Source organism: Pseudomonas sp. PL-6, from assembly GCF_054110165.1.
The window spans coordinates 5,099,079-5,113,191 of the sequence record NZ_CM134189.1 but is presented as its reverse complement, the minus strand read 5'-3'; the positions used below and the strand labels follow the sequence as shown (position 1 = coordinate 5,113,191).

The 14,113-nt window shown below is 67.3% G+C and carries 12 protein-coding genes; 9 read left to right on the top strand and 3 right to left on the bottom strand.

What is annotated here, in order from left to right:
- Positions 1 to 26: 26 nt before the first annotated feature.
- Together ACW9UL_RS22585 and algB are read right to left on the bottom strand one after the other, a co-directional pair.
- Positions 27 to 1,802 carry an ATP-binding protein gene (locus ACW9UL_RS22585; RefSeq protein ID WP_457788362.1) on the bottom strand — a complete coding sequence of 592 codons (1,776 nt, stop codon included), beginning with the start codon at positions 1,800 to 1,802 and terminating at the stop codon, positions 27 to 29.
- Positions 1,799 to 3,142, bottom strand: coding sequence for a sigma-54-dependent response regulator transcription factor AlgB (gene algB, locus ACW9UL_RS22580; RefSeq protein ID WP_457788361.1), 1,344 nt, complete (start codon positions 3,140 to 3,142; stop codon positions 1,799 to 1,801). The genes ACW9UL_RS22585 and algB overlap by 4 nt, the downstream gene beginning before the upstream one ends.
- A 213-nt stretch (positions 3,143 to 3,355) precedes the next feature.
- On the opposite strand from algB, the gene ACW9UL_RS22575 reads away from it, so the two are divergent.
- From ACW9UL_RS22575 to ACW9UL_RS22535, 9 genes are all read left to right on the top strand, one after another.
- On the top strand, positions 3,356 to 4,186 hold the full coding sequence (locus tag ACW9UL_RS22575; RefSeq protein ID WP_397498043.1) for a BON domain-containing protein: 831 nt from the start codon (positions 3,356 to 3,358) through the stop codon (positions 4,184 to 4,186).
- A gap of 46 nt (positions 4,187 to 4,232) precedes the next feature.
- A complete protein-coding gene (locus ACW9UL_RS22570) occupies positions 4,233 to 4,667 on the top strand; it encodes a ferritin-like domain-containing protein (RefSeq protein ID WP_021444183.1) in 435 nt (144 codons plus the stop codon).
- 176 nt (positions 4,668 to 4,843) lie between these two features.
- Positions 4,844 to 5,812, top strand: a complete 969-nt coding sequence (locus tag ACW9UL_RS22565; protein ID WP_021444184.1) for a PstS family phosphate ABC transporter substrate-binding protein — start codon at positions 4,844 to 4,846, stop codon at positions 5,810 to 5,812.
- A gap of 166 nt (positions 5,813 to 5,978) precedes the next feature.
- Positions 5,979 to 8,279, top strand: coding sequence for an ABC transporter permease family protein (locus tag ACW9UL_RS22560; RefSeq protein ID WP_397498042.1), 2,301 nt, complete (start codon positions 5,979 to 5,981; stop codon positions 8,277 to 8,279).
- A gap of 15 nt (positions 8,280 to 8,294) precedes the next feature.
- On the top strand, positions 8,295 to 9,971 hold the full coding sequence (gene pstA, locus ACW9UL_RS22555; protein WP_457788360.1) for a phosphate ABC transporter permease PstA: 1,677 nt from the start codon (positions 8,295 to 8,297) through the stop codon (positions 9,969 to 9,971).
- Between the two features lie 89 nt (positions 9,972 to 10,060).
- Positions 10,061 to 10,894: a phosphate ABC transporter ATP-binding protein PstB gene (gene pstB, locus ACW9UL_RS22550; RefSeq protein ID WP_021443568.1), complete on the top strand. Its 834-nt coding sequence runs from the start codon at positions 10,061 to 10,063 to the stop codon at positions 10,892 to 10,894.
- A gap of 97 nt (positions 10,895 to 10,991) precedes the next feature.
- The gene (phoU, locus tag ACW9UL_RS22545) at positions 10,992 to 11,720 is read left to right on the top strand and encodes a phosphate signaling complex protein PhoU (protein WP_021443569.1); all 729 of its coding nucleotides are present in this window, start codon (positions 10,992 to 10,994) and stop codon (positions 11,718 to 11,720) included.
- Positions 11,721 to 11,849: 129 nt separating this feature from the next.
- The gene (locus ACW9UL_RS22540; protein ID WP_457788359.1) at positions 11,850 to 12,752 is read left to right on the top strand and encodes a response regulator; all 903 of its coding nucleotides are present in this window, start codon (positions 11,850 to 11,852) and stop codon (positions 12,750 to 12,752) included.
- 185 nt (positions 12,753 to 12,937) lie between these two features.
- Complete coding sequence (locus ACW9UL_RS22535) at positions 12,938 to 13,834, top strand: M23 family metallopeptidase (protein WP_457788358.1); 897 nt, start codon at positions 12,938 to 12,940, stop codon at positions 13,832 to 13,834.
- A gap of 59 nt (positions 13,835 to 13,893) precedes the next feature.
- On the opposite strand, the gene ACW9UL_RS22530 is transcribed toward ACW9UL_RS22535, so the two are convergent.
- Positions 13,894 to 14,061 (bottom strand): rubredoxin, encoded by a 168-nt coding sequence (locus tag ACW9UL_RS22530; RefSeq protein WP_021442321.1) that lies wholly within the window; start codon positions 14,059 to 14,061, stop codon positions 13,894 to 13,896.
- Positions 14,062 to 14,113: the final 52 nt, after the last annotated feature.

Genomic DNA, 14,113 nt, shown 5'->3' with positions numbered 1-14,113 from the left:
CGCGGCGCCCCCTGCGGCGAGGGCGGCTACAGCGGCAGGGCCAGGTAGAAGCGGCTGCCGCGCCCCGGTTGCGACTGCACGGCGATCTGCCCGCCGTGCAGCTGGACGATCTCCTTGCACAGCGCCAGGCCTAGGCCGGCGCCGCCCTTGCGCCGGCCGACCTGAACGAAGGGCTCGAAGATGCGCGTCTGCTGGCCGTAGGCGATGCCTTCGCCGTCGTCCTCGACGCCGAGGATCAGGCGTTCGTCCTGGCGCCGCGCCTGCAGGCGGATCTGCCCGCCCGGGTGGCTGTGGCGCAGGGCGTTGCCGAGCAGGTTGTCCAGCACCCGCTCCAGCTGCAGGCGGTCGGCGCGCAGGCGCGGCAGCGGCTCGTGCAGCTCCAGGCCCAGGTCGATCTCGCGTTCGGCGGCCTGGGCGGCGAAGCGCTGCTGCGCCTGGCGCAGCAGTTCGGCGGCGTCGCAGGGCGCCAGTTCCAGCTGCTGCAGGCCGTTCCGGTAGCGCGAGAAATTCAGCAGGTCGTTGATCAGGCGCAGCAGGCGCTGCATCTCCTCGTCGACGGTGCGCAGCAGGTCGGCCTCGCGGCTGCCTGCGGCGAAGTGCAGGCGCTCCTGCAGCAGGGCGAAGGCCATGTGCATGCCGGTGACCGGGGTGCGCAGCTCGTGCGAGGCGCGCAGGACGAACTCGCGGCGCACGCGCTCGAAGGCGCGCTGCTCGGTGACGTCGCGCAGCACCATCACCGCGCCGAGCAGCGGCCCCTGCTCGTCGCACACTGGCGTCAGGCTGTAGGCCAGCAGGCGGGTCTCGCCGGCGGCCTCGATGGCCAGGTCGTCCGGCGCCCGCTGCGGGCTGACCCCGGCCAGCACCAGCTGCAGCTGCTCGTCCAGGTCCGCCCGCTGCAGCGCCTGGCCGAGCGACTGGCCCCTGGGCACCGCGTCCCAGCCCAGCTGACGCTGCGCCACCGGGTTGCCGTGCTCCAGGCGGCCCTGGCGGTCGAGGATCAGCAGGCCGTCGTCGATGCTGTCGAGTACCGCCTGCAGGCGCCGCTGCTGGCCCACCAGGGCCTCGACGTTGGTCGCCTGGAACTGGCGCAGGGCCTCGGCCATCAGGCCGAAGCGGCGGCTCAGGGCGGCCATTTCCGGCAGCGGCGAGAGCGGCAGGGTGACCTGGAAGTCGCCCTGGCCGATCTGGTCGGCGGCGCGCGCCAGCGCCTCGATCGGCCGGCCGAAGCGCTGCGCCAGGCTGTGCGCAGTGACGAAGCCGATCAGCAGCACGGCCAGGCCGATCAGACCGAGCAGGCCGGCGATCAGCCAGGCGCGCTGGCGGGTGCTCGCCTCGGTCTCGTCGACGGCGGCGACGTAGCGGTTCTGCAGGGCGTTGATGCGTTCGCGCAGGGCCTCCTCGGCCTGGCCGAGGGCGTCGCTCTTGAGCAGCTCGCGGCGCACCGTCAGCGGCTTGGCCAGCAGCGCGTCGAAGCGCGCGTAGGCGCGCTCCACTTCGGCCAGGGCCTGGTGGTCGCCGGCGGCGCGGGCGTTGGCGTTGGCCTGCTGCAGCCATTGGCGCAAACGCGCGTCGGCGGCCTGAAGCGCTTCGCGGTCGAGCTGCTCGGCGAGCAGCAGGCCGACCTGCTTGCCCAGCTCCTGGCGCATGCCCAGGCTGGCGTCGATGATCTGCAGGTTGCGGGTCATCGCCTGGCTCTGCTGCTGGGTCAGCTGCAGCACGCTGAACATGCCCAGCAGCAGGCCGAGCAGGGCCACGGTGAGCAGCGCGCTGCCACTGAGGAACAGCCGGGTGCGCAGCTTCACAGGCCGAACTGCTTGCGCTTGCGGTACAGCGTCGAGGCGTCGATGCCGAGGGTGCGCGCGGCCTGGTCGAGGGTCTCGCTGGTCGCCAGCACCGCGGTGATATGGGCCTTCTCCAGCTGTTCCAGGCTCAGCGCGGCGCCGATGCGCGGCGCGCCGTTCTCGACCGGCTCGCCCAGGCCGAGGTGCTCGGGTTCGATCAGCTCGGCGTTGCAGATGATGCTGGCGCGTTCGATGACGTTGCGCAGCTCGCGGATGTTGCCGGGCCAGGCGTAGCCCTGCAGCGCCTCGCGCGCGGCGTCGCTGAAGCCGTGCACGGGGCGGGCGTATTCCCTGACGAAGCGGGCGAGGAAGCCTTCGGCCAGCTGCAGCACGTCCTCGCTGCGCTCGCGCAGCGGCGGCAGGGTCAGGGTGATGACGTTGAGGCGATACAGCAGGTCTTCGCGAAAGCGCCCCTCGCCCACCATCTGTTCAAGGTCGAGGTTGGTCGCGGCGAGGATGCGCACGTCGGCGCGGCGCGTCACCGGGTCGCCGACCCGCTCGTACTCCTTGTCCTGGATGAAGCGCAGCAGCTTGGGTTGCAGGGGCAGCGGGAAGTCGCCGATCTCGTCGAGAAACAGGCTGCCACCGTCGGCCTGGTTGACCCGGCCCAGGGTGCTCTCGCTGGCGCCGGTGAAGGCGCCGCGGCTGTGGCCGAACAGCTCGCTTTCCATCAGCTCGGCGGTCAGCGAGGGGCAGTTGATGGTCACGCAGGCCTTCTTCGCCCGCTTGCTCCAGCCGTGGATGGCGCGCGCCAGCTCGCCCTTGCCGGTGCCGGATTCGCCGAGGATGAGGATATTGGCGTCGGTGCCGGCCACCTGCCGCGCGGTTTCCAGCACCGCCATCAGCGCCGGGCTGCGGCTGTCCAAGTGGGCGCCGGGTTGGCGCACCTGGTCTTCCAGGGCTTCCAGGCGCGCCGCCAGCTGGCGCACCTCCAGCTGCTTGGCGGCAGCCAGGCGCAGCTGTTCCGGGCTGCACGGCTTGACCAGATAATCGGCGGCGCCGGCCTGCATGGCATCCACCGCGGTGTCCACCGCCGAGTGCGCGGTGACTATCACCACGCGCATCCAGGGCGCCTGCACGCGCATCTGCGCCAGCAGGTCGAGGCCGTTGTCGTCGCCCAGGCGCAGGTCGAGGAAGCACAGGTCGAACACCTGGCGCTGCAGCAGCGCCTCGGCCTGCGCCGCGCTGCTGGCGCCAGCGACCTCGTAGCCCTGGTCCTCCAGGCAGTAGCGGAAGGTGCGCAGGATCGCCGCCTCGTCGTCGACCAGGAGGATGCGCCCGCTGTGTCCTGAATCTGCCATCGTCGTGCTCCATCTGACTGGGTGTGTGGCATTAGTCAGGTAAAAATCATGCAAGTTGCACGGCGATTTCGCCGCGACCCTGCAGCCTGCATGCCGAGGAGATTTCTCGATATTGCATAAGTATTTGTTTTTATTGATTTTGTTTGGGGTGAGAACGCTGGCATAGGGCTTGCGAAAGTCCAGGTAACGATCGACTTGCCGAGGACCCCCGCCATGCCCCCGTTCAAGACTCTGATGCTGGCCGGCAGTACCGCCCTGCTGCTGAGCCTGACGCCGCTGGCCAGCCATGCCGCCGAGACCGAGCTGAGCCAGCAGCTCGCGGCGGCGCGCCAGGAAGGCTCGATCTGGACCGCCTTCGCCCTCAATCGTCACCTCAACCCGTTCCGCCTCGACATCGCCGTGGAAGACGGTCGGGCCCGCCTCGAGGGTCGGGTGGAGAGCGCGGTGCAGAAGGAGCTGGCCGAGCAGGTGGCGCTGAGCGTCGAGGGGATCGAGGCGGTGGACAACCGCATCGAGGTCGACGCCGCTACCGCCGAGGGCGAGCCGCCGGGCCTGGTGCAGCGCCTGGAGGACGCCAGCCTGGCGGCCACGGTGAAGTCCAAGCTGTTGTGGAACAGCAATACCCGCGGCCTGGACATCCAGGTCAAGAGCCAGAACGGCGCGATCACCCTCAGCGGCCACGCGCAGACCCCGGCGGCCAAGGAGCTGGCCGGCCAGCTGGCGGGCAATACCGACGGCGTGCGTGAGGTGTTCAACCACCTCAGCATCAGCACCGCCGACAGCAGCGCCAGCGAGATCGAAGTGGCCGCCGAGGAGGCGCGCGAGGCGATCAGCGACGGCTGGATCACCAGCAAGGTCAAGGCCAGCTTCGTCTACAGCCGCAACCTGGATGCGCTGAACATCGCGGTGAGCACCGAGGATGGTTTCGTCAGCCTGCGCGGCAGCGTGCTGAGCAGCGCCGAGAAGCGCCTGGCGGTGGACATCGCCCGCAATATCCGCGGCGTGCGCGGCGTCGACGCCGATGCCCTGCGCATCGACGGCTGAACGCCGGACGCCGCATTCGCCAGTCCCATAGCCGAGGAGAACCGCCATGAGCAGCAAGACCGCACAACTCAACGAACTGATCGAGATCACCCGCGACGGCCAGCGCTTCTACGAGCACGCCCACGACGAGGTCAAGGACATCCGTCTGCAGGCGCTGTTTCGCGACATGGCGCGCGCCAAGACCGAGGTGATCGACGCCCTGGCGCGCAGCGTGGCGGCCAACCACAGCCAGCCGGCCAGCGGCGGCACCCTGCTGGGCAAGCTGCGCCAACTCTACGCCGATACCCGCGCCACCCTGGCCAAGGATGAGGACGCCACCTACGTGGCGCAGCTGGAGGAGAGCGAGGACCGCATCCTGCAAGCCTTCGAGGACGCCCTGGAGGGCGCGGACCAGGATCTGCGCGTACTGCTGGCGATGGAGATGCCCAAGGTGCGCGCCTGTCACGAGCGCATGCGCGCACTCAAGCACAGCCTGCAGTAGGCGCGTCGCTGCGTCCTGCCAGGCCCCCGTGCGCGCTGCGTGCGGGGGCCTGGGCGGTGGCGCGCACAAATTCGGCGACGTTCACGCAACTGTCATATTCGCTTCATAGAGTGTTCACGTGGCCTGCAGATACTTGGGCCCGTTCCATCCAACACTAATCCTGCTAGGAGCAAGGCATGAAACTGAAGCGTTTGATGGCGGCCCTGACTTTCGCCGCCGCTGGCGTAAGCGCCGTATCTGCTGTAGCCGCCGTCGACCCGGCTCTGCCGACCTACGAAAAGACTTCCGGCGTATCGGGCAACCTGTCCAGCGTCGGTTCCGACTCGCTGGCCAACCTGATGACCCTGTGGGCCGAAGAGTTCAAGAAGCAGTACCCCAACGTCAACATCCAGATCCAGGCCGCCGGTTCCTCCACCGCGCCGCCCGCTCTGACCGAAGGCACCGCCAGCATGGGCCCGATGAGCCGTGCGATGAAGGATGCCGAGATCCAGGCGTTCGAAGAGAAGTACGGCTACAAGCCGACCGCCGTGCCGGTGGCCATCGACGCCCTGGCCGTGTTCGTGCACAAGGACAACCCGATCAAGAGCCTGGACATCGCTCAGGTCGACGCGATCTTCTCCAGCACCCGCCTGTGCGGTGGTGCGACCGATATCAAAACCTGGGGCGACGTCGGCCTGACCGGCGAGTGGGCGACCAAGCCGATCCAGCTGTTCGGCCGTAACTCGGTCTCCGGCACCTACGGCTACTTCAAGGAAGAAGCCCTGTGCAAAGGCGACTTCAAGGCCAACGTCAACGAGCAGCCGGGTTCGGCCTCGGTGGTGCAGTCGATCTCCAGCACCCTCAACGCCATCGGTTACTCGGGCATCGGCTACAAGACTTCCAGCGTGAAGACCGTACCGCTGTCGAAGAAAGGCGGCGAAGCCTTTGACGCCAACGAAGAAAACGCCCTGGCTGGCAAGTTCCCGCTGGCCCGCTTCTTCTACGTCTACGTCAACAAGGCCCCGAACAAGCCGCTGAGCCCGCTGGATGCCGAGTTCGTCAAGCTGGTGCTGTCCAAGCAAGGCCAGGAAGTCGTGGTCAAGGACGGCTACATCCCGCTGCCGGCCAAGGTGGTCGAGAAGACCATGAAGGAACTGGGTCTGTAATCCTGGCCTCGCGCTAGGCGCTGTAAGCGGCGCGGCCCGCCACTCTTCGGAGTGGCGGGCTTCGTCATGTCAGCTGGCTGTAACCTTTCTGTCATACAAGCCCGCTAGATTGGCAAGCCTGGGCAGCCGCATGCGCTGCAAACAAGCTCGCGCAGAGATTTCTCGCATGAATGACTTGGCAAACGACACCGTGAACCGCTCACCGAATCAGGGGGTCGAGAATCCCCTGGGGATCGACTTCAATACCCCCTCCCTGCAGCGCAAGCGCCGCCTGCGCGCGCTGAAGGATCGCTTCGCCCGCTGGGCGGTTTCCGTCGGCGGCATGGCGGTGCTCGGTGCCATCACCCTGATCTTCTTCTACCTGGCCTATGTGGTGCTGCCGATGTTCCAGGGCGCCGACCTGGACAGCCGCAAGCCGGTGCAGGCCGCCTGGCTGGGCGAAGCCGGCGCGCCGCTGCTGCTGACCCTGGAAGAGCAGAACCAGATGGCCATGCGCCTGGACCAGAGCGGTCAGGTGCAGTTCTTCGATGCCAAGCAGATGCAGCCGCTGAGCAGCGTGCAGCTGCCGATTCCGGCGGATGCGCGCATCGTGTCGGTCGGCCAGGACCAGCCGGGCAGCAACCGCGTGGCCCTGGGCCTGTCCAACGGCCAGGTGCTGGTGTTCCGGCATGTCTACAAGCTCAGCTACCCCAACGATGTGCAGACCATCACGCCGAGCATCGAATACCCCTTCGGCGCCGCGCCGATCGAGCTCGATGCCCAGGGCCGCGAGCTGGATCACGTCGGCCTGAGCCTGAACGGCGGCACCCTGATGCTGGCCGGTTCCACCGGTACCGAACTGCACGTGCTGAACCTGGGCCGCGAAGAGAACCTGATGACCGGCGAGGTCACCCTCAGTGAAGAGCGCGTCGCCCTGCCGCAGATCGCCGAGCCGATCAAGGCGCTGATCATCGACCCGCGTCACCTGTGGCTGTACGTGGTCAACGGGCGCGCCACCGCCGATGTCTTCGACCTGCGCAGCAACAGCCTCAACGGCCGCTACAAGCTGCTGGAGAACGGCAAGCTGGAGGTCAGTCAGGCCACCTCGCTGCTCGGCGGCATCTCGCTGCTGATCGGCGACAGCAGCGGCGCTATCGCCCAGTGGTTCATGGTGCGCGAAGCAGACGGCAAGGCCGTGTTGAAGTCGATCCGCAGCTTCCAGCTGGGCGACAGCCCGATCGTGCAGATTCTCCCGGAAGAGCGCCGCAAGGGCTTCCTGGCGCTGGACGAGCAGGGCAACCTGGGCATCTTCCACAGCACCGCGCACCGTACCCTGCTGGTCGACCAGGTCGCCGAAGGTCAGGTGCTGGCCGCCCTGTCGCCGCGCGCCAACCGCGTGCTGGTGGAGCGCGAGGGCCAGCTGCAACGTTGGATCATCGACAACCCGCACCCGGAGATTTCCTGGAGTTCGCTGTGGGGCAAGGTGTGGTACGAGAACTACGACGCGCCCGGCTACGTCTGGCAATCGACCTCCGCCAGCACCGACGCCGAACCCAAGCTGAGCCTCGCACCGCTGGCCTTCGGTACGCTCAAGGCGGCGTTCTACGCCATGCTCCTGGCCGCGCCGCTGGCGATTGCCGCCGCGATCTACACCGCCTACTTCATGGCCCCGGCCATGCGCCGCAAGGTCAAGCCGGTGATCGAGCTGATGGAGGCGCTGCCGACGGTGATTCTCGGCTTCTTCGCCGGCCTGTTCCTCGCGCCCTACGTGGAAGGCCATCTGCCGGGCATCTTCAGCCTGCTGATCTTTACCCCGATCGGCATTCTGCTGGCCGGCTACCTGTGGAGCCGCCTGCCGGAGTCGATTCGCCTGAGCGTGCCGGATGGCTGGGAATCGGCGCTGCTGATCCCGGTGATCCTGCTGGTGGGCTACGTCTCGCTGGCCATGAGCGGGCACCTGGAGAACTGGCTGTTCGACGGCGACATGCGCATGTGGCTGAGCAACGACCTGGGCATCCCGTTCGACCAGCGCAACGCCCTGGTGGTCGGCCTGGCCATGGGCTTCGCGGTGATCCCGAACATCTACTCGATCGCCGAAGACGCCGTGTTCAGCGTACCCAAGAGCCTGACCTTCGGCTCCCTGGCCCTGGGCGCCACGCCCTGGCAGACCCTGACTCGGGTGGTGATCCTCACCGCCAGCCCGGGCATCTTCTCGGCGGTGATGATCGGCATGGGTCGCGCCGTCGGCGAGACCATGATCGTGCTGATGGCCACCGGCAACACCGCGATCATGGACATGAACATCTTCGAAGGCCTGCGCACCCTGGCCGCCAACGTGGCGGTGGAAATGCCCGAGTCGGAAGTTGGCGGTACCCACTACCGCGTGCTGTTCCTCTCGGCGTTGGTGCTGCTCGGCTTCACCTTTGTCATGAACACCCTGGCGGAGCTGGTGCGCCAGCGTCTGCGCGTCAAGTACGCCTCGCTCTAAGGTTTGGGAAGGTATATGGCCGTGAAACAGAACAACCTGAAAACCTGGTTCAAGAGCGGTACGCCGTGGATCTGGATGAATGCCGGCGCCGTATCGATCGCGGTGATCATGACCCTCGGCCTGCTGCTGGTGATCGCCGTACGCGGCCTCGGCCACTTCTGGCCGGCGAATATCGTCGAAGCCGACTACCAGGTGCCGGGTCAGGAAGCCCGGGTGATGGCCGGCGAAATCACCCAGATCGAGGAAGTGCCGCGCGCGCGTCTGGCCGCCTCCGGCTTGCCGGTGGATGTCGAGGGCGGCGAGTTCATGACCCGCGAGCTGTTCAAGGTGGGTAACCGCGACGTGTATGGCGCGGACTTCACCTGGGTGGTCGGCGAATGGCTGAGCAATCCGCGCACCCCGGAAAACCTCACGGCGCTGGAGCGCCGCGAGTGGGGCAACTTCTACGGCTACCTGGTCAACGTCAAGGAAGCCGGCGAGCTGGTGGCCGAAGGCGATGCCAGCTGGCCCGCGCTGCAGGAACGCATCGCCCGCGTCGAGAAGCTGCACAAGCAGCTGGTGCGCCTGGAGAAGAAGGACATCGGACGGATCAACGCCGGGCTCGAACGCGTGCGGCTGCAAACCCGCAAGCTGGAGTTGCAAGGCCGGCTGGATGACGTCGCCCGCGCCGAGCTGGACGCCGAGCGGGCGCAGTGGGATGCCGAGTACAAGGTGCTGGAAACCGAGCTGATCGCCCTCAACCAGGCGTTCAACCGCGACAGCGTCACGCTCAAGACCGTCGAGGGCCGCGAAGTCACCATCAGCCTGGGCAAGGTGGTGCGGGCCTTCCAGCCCAATGCCATGGGCCTGGGCGAGAAAATCGCCTTCTACTTGGCCAAGCTGTGGGAATTCGTCAGCGACGACCCGCGCGAGGCCAACACCGAGGGCGGCATCTTCCCGGCGATCTTCGGCACCATCATGATGACCCTGATCATGGCCGTGATCGTCACCCCGTTCGGCGTGGTGGCGGCCATCTACCTGCGCGAGTACGCCAAGCAGGGCCCGCTGACTCGGGTGATCCGCATCGCGGTGAACAACCTGGCCGGCGTACCGGCGATCGTCTACGGCGTGTTCGGCCTGGGCTTCTTCGTCTACGTGCTGGGCGGCTCGCTGGACCGCCTGTTCTTCCCGGAAGCCGCCCCGGCGCCGACCTTCGGCACCCCGGGCCTGCTGTGGGCCTCGCTGACCTTGGCGATCCTCACCCTGCCGGTGGTCATCGTCGCCACCGAGGAAGGCCTGGCACGGATTCCGCGGGCGGTGCGCGAAGGCTCCCTGGCCCTCGGCGCGACCAAGGTGGAAACCCTCTGGCGCGTGGTGCTGCCGATGGCCAGCCCGGCGATGATGACCGGCCTGATTCTCGCCGTGGCCCGCGCCGCCGGCGAGGTGGCGCCGCTGATGCTGGTGGGCGTGGTCAAGCTGGCGCCGTCGCTGCCGGTAGATGGCAACTACCCCTACCTGCACCTGGACCAGAAGATCATGCACCTGGGCTTCCACATCTACGACGTCGGCTTCCAGAGCCCCAACGTCGAGGCCGCGCGGCCGCTGGTGTACGCCACCGCGTTGCTGCTGGTGCTGGTCATCATCCTGCTGAACTTCAGTGCGGTGTATATCCGCAACCACCTGCGCGAGAAGTACAAGGCGCTGGATCACTAATTCTGCGGCAGGCGGCAAGCTGCAGGCCCCGGGCGAGAGCCGGCCTGCGGCCTGCAGCTTGAAGCCTATAGCCTCCGAAGGAGACTGTTATGCAACACGAAGCCCATACCCACGGTATCGACCTGGCCGCCCTCGGCCGCGACAAGCAGAGCCTCAACCTGGCCAGCGAGACCACGGCCATCGCCGTGCCGGGGCTGAACCTCTACTACGGCGAGAAGCAGGCACTGTTCGACGTCAAGATGGAGATCCCGCGCCAGCGCGTCACCGCCTTCATCGGCCCGTCGGGTTGCGGCAAGTCGACCCTGCTGCGCACCTTCAACCGGATGAACGACCTGGTCGACGGCTGCCGCGTGGAAGGCGAGATCAACCTCGACGGGCGCAACATCTACCGCAAGGGCGAGGACGTCGCCGAGCTGCGTCGCCGCGTCGGCATGGTGTTCCAGAAGCCCAACCCCTTCCCCAAGAGCATCTACGAGAACGTGGTGTACGGCCTGCGCATCCAGGGCATCAACCAGAAGCGCGTGCTCGACGAGGCGGTGGAGTGGGCGCTGAAGAGCGCGGCGCTGTGGGACGAGGTCAAGGATCGCCTGCACGAATCGGCCCTCGGCCTGTCCGGCGGTCAGCAGCAGCGCCTGGTGATCGCCCGTACCGTGGCGGTGCAGCCGGAAGTGCTGCTGCTCGACGAACCCTGCTCGGCGCTCGACCCGATTTCCACGCTCAAGGTCGAAGAGCTGATCTACGAACTCAAGAGCAAGTACACCATCGTCATCGTCACCCACAACATGCAGCAGGCGGCGCGGGTGTCCGATTACACGGCGTTCATGTACATGGGCAAGCTGATCGAGTTCGGCGACACCGATACCCTGTTCACCAACCCGGCCAAGAAGCAGACCGAGGACTACATCACCGGTCGTTACGGTTGAGCGGATTGCGTAGGGTGCGCGTGGCCGTTCAGGCCGATGCGCACCAACGGGCCGGTGCGCACGGCGCACCCTACATGCAGCTTTCGCGGAGCGAAACATGATCAACAAAGACAACCTCACCCAGCACATCTCCCAGCAGTTCAACGCCGAACTGGAAGAAGTGCGCAGCCACCTGCTGGCCATGGGCGGCCTGGTGGAGAAGCAGGTCAACGACGCCGTCACCGCGCTGATCGAGGCCGACTCCGGCCTGGCCCAGCAGGTGCGCGACATCGACGACCAGATCAACCAGATGGAGCGCAACATCGACGAGGAGTGCGTGCGCATCCTCGCCCGGCGCCAGCCGGCGGCCTCCGACCTGCGCCTGATCATCAGCATCTCCAAGTCGGTGATCGACCTCGAGCGCATCGGCGACGAGTCGACCAAGATCGCCAAGCGCGCCATCCAGCTGTGCGAGGAAGGCGAGTCGCCCAAGGGCTACGTCGAGGTGCGGCATATCGGCGACCAGGTGCGACGCATGGTGCAGGAGGCCCTCGACGCCTTCGCCCGCTTCGATGCCGACCTGGCGCTGTCGGTGGCGCAGTACGACAAGACCGTCGACCGCGAGTACAAGACCGCGCTGCGCGAACTGGTCACCTACATGATGGAAGACCCGCGCTCGATCTCCCGCGTGCTCAACGTGATCTGGGCGCTGCGTTCGCTGGAGCGCATCGGCGACCACGCGCGCAACATCGCCGAACTGGTGATCTACCTGGTGCGCGGCACCGACGTACGGCATATCGGCCTGACGCGCATGCGCGAAGAGGTCGAGGGCAAGCCCGGCGCCTGAGCCGGCGCTGGTTGTCGCACGGCAGGGCGTCGCGGTGCGCCCTACCGCTGAGGTGGGGCATGCGCTTTTCCGTTGGCCTTTGGCCACTGGCCATGACTATGCTTAACGCCATTCGTACAGGAGAGGCCGATGAGCAAAGTCAGTGTGCTGGTGGTGGACGACGCGACCTTTATCCGTGATCTGGTCAAGAAAGGGCTGCGCGATCACTTCCCCGGCGTACAGATCGAAGAGGCGGTCAACGGGCGCAAGGCCCAGCAGCTGCTGGGCCGCCAGCCGGTCGACCTGATCCTCTGCGACTGGGAAATGCCGGAGATGTCCGGCCTCGAGTTGCTGACCTGGTGCCGCGAGCAGGACAGCCTGAAGACCACCCCCTTCATCATGGTCACCAGCCGCGGCGACAAGGAAAACGTGGTGCAGGCGATCCAGGCCGGCGTCTCCGACTACATCGGCAAGCCCTTCTCCAACGAGCAGCTGGTGACCAAGGTGAAGAAGGCGCTGAGCCGCGCCGGCAAGCTGCAGGCCCTCGCCGCCAGCGCCCCGCCGAAGATGCTCAGCAGCGGCGCCTTCGCCAACGACTCGCTGGCCGCCCTGACCGGCGGCAAGGCCGAGGTGGTCAAGCCCAGCGCGCCGGCTGCCGCACCGCTTGCGGCGGCTGCCCCGGCCGCCACGCCTGTGGCCGCGAGCAAGGCGCCGGCCGGCCGCGGCCAGGGCCAGCTGCGTCTACCGGGCGGCAGTATGGCCTGCGTGATCAAGGCGCTGAGCCTCAAGGAGGCGCTGCTGGTGGTCAAGCGCACCGAACAGCTGCCGCAGGTGCTGGAGAGCGCGGTGCTCGACCTGGAGCAGGGCGAGGCGGCCGAGACCGCGCGGCTCAACGGCTACCTGCACGCCGTGGCGGCGCTGGAGCCTTCGCCTGCCAGCGAGTGGCTGCAACTGAGCTTCCGCTTCGTCGACCGCGACCCGCAGAAACTCGACTACCTGTCGCGCCTGATCGCCCGCGGCACCGCGCAGAAGCATTTCGTCCCCGGCGCCTGAACCCGCCGCCCTAGCCCGGATGCAATCCGGGGAAAGATGCAGCGCTTGCCCCGAAACGTCCCGCCCCCGGCCGACCGACGGCGGTGAGCCGGTTCACAGCCCGAGGCTCGGCGCCTGGCACGGCCGCGCAGGCGCTGCTAGCCTTGCTAGCCCGGATATCGAAAAGCCATAAGATCCGAGTCGTTATGCTAGGGCGTCTGATTTTCCTCTGCAGCCTGCTGGTCCTCAGCGGCCAGGCCGCTGCCCTGACCATCTACAAGTACGTCGATCAGAACGGCGTGGTGACCTATAGCGACCAGGCGGCGCCCGGCGCCCAGGTGTTCGTGTTCCGCGACCGCATGGTCGAGCGCCTGGACAACCAGGTGAAGCTGGAGACCAAGCGGCACGAGGCCGGCGAGACCCTGCTGGTGCGCAACGACCTGTACGCCCCGGTAGAGATCGAGCTGCGCCTGGAACAGGTGGAGAACGCCATCGGCGCGCCGGACAAGCCGATCCGCTGGGTGCTGCCGCCGCGCAGCAAGATCCGCCTGGCCACCCTGGCGCCGCGCGAGGCCGGCCAGCCGCTGCGCTACAAGCCCAGGCTGCGCTATGCCCTCGGCGACCCGCGCCTGCAACCGAGCATCCACCGTTACCCGCTGCCCTGGCGTGGCGGCCCGTTCCGCCTGACCCAGGGCGCCGGCGGCAAGTACAGCCATTTCACCCCCAAGGGCCGCTACGCCATGGACATCGCCATGCCCGAAGGCACGCCGATCGTCGCCGCGCGCGGCGGCGTGGTGGTCAAGACCGAGAACCAGCAGAGCGGGCGCGGCAACAACCCGGCCGGCAACTTCGTGCGCATCCTCCACGACGACGGCACCATGGGCGTCTACCTGCACCTGATGAAGGGCTCGGTGGCCGTGCGCGAGGGCCAGCGAGTGGAGACCGGCAGCCTGCTGGCGCGCTCCGGCAACACCGGCAACAGCACCGGCCCGCACCTGCACTTCGTGGTGCAGCGCAACGTCGGCCTGGCGGTGGAGTCGATTCCCTTCAGCTTCCGCCAGCCGGTGGACAGCCTGCCCAACTTCGCCGTCGGCGGCGAATAGCGCCGAGCCAATAAAAACGGCGACCCGAGGGTCGCCGTTGCGGTGAAAACGAAGCGCGCTCAGCCGATCTCGATCATCTCGAAATCCATCTTGCCGACGCCGCAGTCGGGGCACAGCCAGTCTTCCGGCACGTCTTCCCAGCGGGTGCCGGCGGCGATGCCTTCGTCAGGCCAGCCCTGGCTCTCGTCGTATACCAGTCCACAGACCACGCATTGCCACTTCTTCATATAAACCTCAGGCGAATCTCAGTTGCGCGAGGCACGCTACCGCAATTGCCGA